Genomic DNA, 4,752 nt, shown 5'->3' on the forward strand with positions numbered 1-4,752 from the left:
GGTCTGGGCGCTTAGCTACCGCAGGCGACACATCAACGGAACCAAGCTCGCTGATGCTGTTTGTCAGTAGGCAGGAACCGCCGTATACGGAACCGTACGTACGGTGGTGTGGGAGGACGGCGGGGGTGACCCCGCCTCCTACCCGATTTCAGGCCGGGTAGATGGCGCCGAGCACGCGCAGGCCTTTGGCGCCGGTCACGCTCGGGCGATTGCCAGCAATGCCTTCAAGTGCGCAATGTGCCAGCCAGGCGAAGGCCATGGCTTCGACCCAGTCCGGGTCTACGCCCTCAGTCGCGGTGCTGCTGACCTCGGTTCCAGCCAGCATCTCGCTCAGGCGCTTCATCAGGCAAGCGTTGTGAGCGCCGCCGCCACACACCAGCAGAGCGTCCGTGTGGGCTTGCGCGTTGCGCAAGGCGCTGACGACGCTGCGCGCGGTGAGTTCTACCAGGGTCGCCTGAACGTCTTCGCCGGCCAACTGTGGCAATGCTTGCAGATGGCCAAGCAACCAGTCGAGATTGAACAGCTCGCGACCGGTACTCTTCGGTCCACGGGTGGCGAAGAAGGGATCGCTCAGCAGCCGTTTCAATAGCTCCGGGTGTACGGTACCGCTGGCTCCCCAGGCACCATCACGGTCATAGGCCAGGCCCTGGCAATGCTGAATCCAGGCGTCGAGCAGAACGTTGCCAGGGCCGCTGTCGAATCCCAGAACCTCCTGGCCGGGTGAAAGCAGGCTGAGGTTACTGAAACCGCCGACATTGAGCACGGCAACCTGCCGCTGGCTATTGCCGAACAGATCATGGTGGAAAGCCGGGACCAGGGGAGCCCCTTGACCACCGGCAGCCACATCGCGGCGGCGAAAATCGGCGACCACGCAAATGCCCGTCAACTCAGCCAGCAGTGCCGGGTTGCCGATTTGGATGGTGAAGCCGCGCGCCGGTTCATGGCGCACTGTCTGGCCATGGCTACCGATGGCGCGAATCTGTTGCGCGGTCAGGTTCTGTTGCTGCAGGAGTTCGTTGATAGCGGCAGCGGCCAGTTCGACCCAGTGCTGCTCGGCAATGGCCGCGCGCGCCAGCTCATCATCGCCCGAGGTGCACAGCGCCAGCAGGTCGCTACGCAGCTGTTCCGGCATGGGGCGGTAGAGTGTCGCGAGGAGGTGAGGGCGCTGATCCTGATCAATCAGCGCGATGTCCAGTCCGTCCAGACTGGTGCCGGACATCACGCCAATATAGAGGGGCACGGCTTACTGCTGGTTGGCGGCCAGCATGGTGGCCTTTTCCTGGTCCATGCGTGCCATCAGCGGTTTGCTCAGCTGCATGAAGCGTTGCTTCTCGCTCGCTGCAATGGGATCGGCCATCGGCAGCTTCTGGCTGAGTGGGTCGACGTGTACACCGTTGACCTGGAACTCATAGTGCAGGTGAGGTCCGGTGGACAGACCGGTGGTGCCGATATACCCGATGATCTGGCCTTGCTTGACGTTCGCACCGTTGCGAATGCCCTTGGCGAAGCCTTGCATGTGCGCGTACAGCGTACGATAGCGCTGGCCATGCTGAATGATCACGGTGTTGCCGTAACCGCCGTTGCGGCCGGCCAGGGTCACGCGGCCGTCACCGGCTGCCTTGATCGGTGTGCCTCGTGGCGCAGCATAATCGACACCCTTGTGCGCACGGATCTTGTTCAGGATCGGATGCTTGCGGCCAGTGGAGAAACGCGAGCTGATGCGCGCGAAGTCCACCGGTGTGCGGATGAACGCCTTGCGCATGCTTTCGCCATTGGCGTTGTAGTAGCTGGTGCTGCCTTGCTTGTTGGTGTAGCGCACCGCTGTGTAGGTCTTGCCGCGGTTGGTGAAGCGCGCCGAGAGAATGTTGCCGGTGCCGACACGCTTGCCGTTCACCACTTTCTTTTCGTAAATCACCTCAAATTCATCGCCTTCTCGAATATCCATGGCGAAGTCGATGTCATAGCCAAATATGTTGGCCAGATCCATGGTCAGGCTATGCGACAGGCCTGCGCGTTTGGCGGACAGAAACAGCGAGCTGTTGATCACTCCACGACTGTAGGCGGTCACCACTTCCGGCTTGATCTGTTCCCTCTGGAAGTCGAACCCCTTGTCGGTACGGCTGAGGCGAATGGTTTCCAGATCGCTTAGCTTGCTCTGCAGGTGCTTCAGCTTGCCTTCTTCGTTGAGTTCGAATTCCAGCACCTGGCCTACTTTGAGGCGGCTGAACTGCTTGGCGTCCTTGCTGCTATTGAGGGCTTCGTGCAGATCGTTGGCATTGAGGCCGACCTTGGCGAACACGGTAGAAAGTGTATCGCCGTTACTGACCGTGATGTTGTGGTGGTTGGGAGCGGAAGGAGTAGTGGTATCGGCTGTATCTGGGAGATTTTCGTCAGCGTCTTGTGCGCTGTTCTCGGTGGTGTTCGTGCTTTGTTCGATCTTGGCGAAGGGCGAAGCGGCGCCAGCCACTGGCAGTCCCGCTCGGAGGTCGTCCTTTTCCTGCAGCACCTGCTCGGTATCGTTACCGAGATCCAGATCGAGAAAGGTTTTTTGCGCTTCGACTTCGCGTGAGGGGAATACCAACAGGGTAAGGCTTAGCAGCGCGGCAACGCCGCTCGCTGCCAGAATGTGGGACTTTGGATAGAGTGGCGGCGCTTTAGATGTTGAGGTCATAGGGCTGCTTTGAAGTAAAAAATGAAGATCAAAAGAAGAGCATGATGAATATGCATTAACTGTATAAAATATAACCAAAATCACCTGAAGGCAACCCTGCAGGTGATGATCGACGTCGGCTCCTCCTCGCGCTGAGCAAAACTTGTGATTTGTCGGCGTTATTGTAAGGTTAGTTCCCTTTGGATTTTGGTCATTGTGAGTCCTTTTATGAAGTCGGTTGAAGAGCAGCTGGCGCTGATCAAGCGCGGTGCAGAAGAGGTTCTGGTTGAGGCTGAGCTGGTTGAAAAGCTCAAGCGTGGTCAGCCGCTGCGGATTAAGGCAGGTTTCGACCCTACCGCGCCAGATCTGCACCTGGGCCACACCGTGCTTATTAATAAGCTGCGTCAGTTTCAGGAGCTCGGTCACCAGGTCATCTTCTTGATCGGCGACTTCACTGGAATGATTGGTGACCCCAGCGGCAAGAGCGCTACGCGCCCGCCGCTGACCCGTGAGCAGGTTCTGGATAATGCCGAGACCTATAAACAGCAGGTCTTCAAGATTCTCGATCCGGCCAGGACCGAGGTGGCATTCAACTCCACCTGGATGGATCAGATGGGGCCTGCCGATTTCATTCGTCTGACGTCGCAGTACACCGTGGCGCGGATGCTCGAGCGTGACGACTTCGACAAGCGCTACACCAGTAATCAGCCGATCGCGATTCATGAGTTCCTCTACCCGTTGGTGCAGGGCTATGACTCTGTGGCGCTCAAGGCTGATGTCGAGCTGGGTGGTACCGATCAGAAATTCAATCTGCTGATGGGGCGCGAGCTGCAGCGCGCCTATGGGCAGGAGTCGCAGTGCATCGTCACCATGCCGTTGCTGGAGGGTCTCGATGGCGTGAAGAAGATGTCCAAGTCGCTGGGTAACTACGTGGGCATCCAGGAAGCGCCGGGCGTGATGTACAGCAAGCTGGTGTCCATGCCTGATGCTCTGATGTGGCGCTACTTCGAGTTGCTCAGCTTCCGCTCAATGGATGAGATCGAGCAATTCAAGCGTGATGTCGAGCAGGGCGCGAACCCGCGTGATATCAAGATCAAGCTGGCCGAAGAGCTTGTGGCGCGCTTTCATGGTGAAGAGGCTGCGGCCAATGCTCACCGTTCCGCTGGCAACCGTATGAAGGATGGCGAGCTGCCGGAAGATCTGCCCGAGGTCGAACTGGTATCGGCTGAAGATATGCCGATCTCGTCCGTCCTTAATAAGGCAGGCATGGTGAAAAATGCTGCGGTTGCCCGCGACCTGTTGGGCTCGGGGGGCGTGCGCGTCGATGGTGAAGTGGTTGATCGCACCTTCCTGTTCAAGCTGGGTTCTGCTCATGTCTGTCAGGCCGGCAAGAAGGCCTTTGCGCGTATCACCCTCAAGGCTGAGTAATAAAACTGCAATTAAAGCTTGACGCGTATTCTGCTGGCGGTAGAATGCGCGCCACTTCAGCGATGAAGCGCTTCAAAAACTGCTTGTTAATCAATAAGTTAAGTTGAATGAAGGGCTTGCAAAGCTGGATCTGGCGTGTAGAATGCGCGTCGGTCGACAGGGTGCTGGTTTGATCCTGTTGGTGGTTCGGTCGAATGGATCGAAAGCGGTAAAAAAGAGGTGTTGACAGCGGTTTTGAATGCTGTAGAATGCGCCTCCCGCTGGAGAGAGGAAGTTCTGATCGAAGGCGCAAGTGGTTGAGTAGAAAGAAGTTTCTCCGGAAACAAAATCGAAAAACAGCTTGACAGATAGAGGGGCTGCTGTAGAATGCGCGGCCTCGGTTGAGATGAAAGACTTAGCCAACTGTTCTTTAACAACTGAATCAAGCAATTCGTGTGGGTGCTTGTGAGGTAAGACTGGTAGTCGACTGATTATCAGCATCACAAAGCAACACTCGTTAATTCGAGAGTTACCTTTCATTAATTTGAAAGTTTTGCGATTGCTGAGCCAAGTTTAGGGTTTTCTCAAAACCCAAGCAGTATTGAACTGAAGAGTTTGATCATGGCTCAGATTGAACGCTGGCGGCAGGCCTAACACATGCAAGTCGAGCGGATGACGGGAGCTTGCTCCCTGAT

3 protein-coding genes and 1 rRNA gene are annotated in these 4,752 nt (G+C 57.0%); 2 read left to right on the forward strand and 2 right to left on the reverse strand.

Translation table 11 applies throughout. The features are described from left to right. Positions 1–148: 148 nt before the first annotated feature. Both PSOLE_RS23150 and PSOLE_RS23155 read right to left on the reverse strand, forming a co-directional pair. The gene (locus PSOLE_RS23150) at positions 149–1,240 is read right to left on the reverse strand and encodes an anhydro-N-acetylmuramic acid kinase (protein WP_074861379.1); all 1,092 of its coding nucleotides are present in this window, start codon (positions 1,238–1,240) and stop codon (positions 149–151) included. Between the two features lie 3 nt (positions 1,241–1,243). Beyond that, positions 1,244–2,671, reverse strand: a complete 1,428-nt coding sequence (locus PSOLE_RS23155) for a peptidoglycan DD-metalloendopeptidase family protein (RefSeq protein ID WP_074861381.1) — start codon at positions 2,669–2,671, stop codon at positions 1,244–1,246. A 207-nt stretch (positions 2,672–2,878) separates the two neighbouring features. Here PSOLE_RS23155 and tyrS point away from each other — a divergent pair, with 207 nt between their 5' ends. Both tyrS and PSOLE_RS23170 read left to right on the forward strand, forming a co-directional pair. Then, positions 2,879–4,078, forward strand: a complete 1,200-nt coding sequence (gene tyrS, locus PSOLE_RS23160) for a tyrosine--tRNA ligase (protein ID WP_074861383.1) — start codon at positions 2,879–2,881, stop codon at positions 4,076–4,078. A gap of 582 nt (positions 4,079–4,660) precedes the next feature. Further along, a 16S ribosomal RNA gene (locus PSOLE_RS23170) occupies positions 4,661–4,752 on the forward strand; the annotation flags it as partial.

The sequence above is a fragment of the Pseudomonas oleovorans subsp. oleovorans genome, from assembly GCF_002197815.1.
In the GTDB taxonomy this organism is placed as follows: domain Bacteria; phylum Pseudomonadota; class Gammaproteobacteria; order Pseudomonadales; family Pseudomonadaceae; genus Aquipseudomonas; species Aquipseudomonas oleovorans.

What these genes read in the sequence shown, in the direction of transcription:
- PSOLE_RS23155 (WP_074861381.1), bottom strand. Translation starts at nt 2,671, where the DNA reads ATGACCTCAACATCTAAAGCGCCGCCACTCTATCCAAAGTCCCACATT.
- tyrS (WP_074861383.1), top strand. Translation starts at nt 2,879, where the DNA reads ATGAAGTCGGTTGAAGAGCAGCTGGCGCTGATCAAGCGCGGTGCAGAA.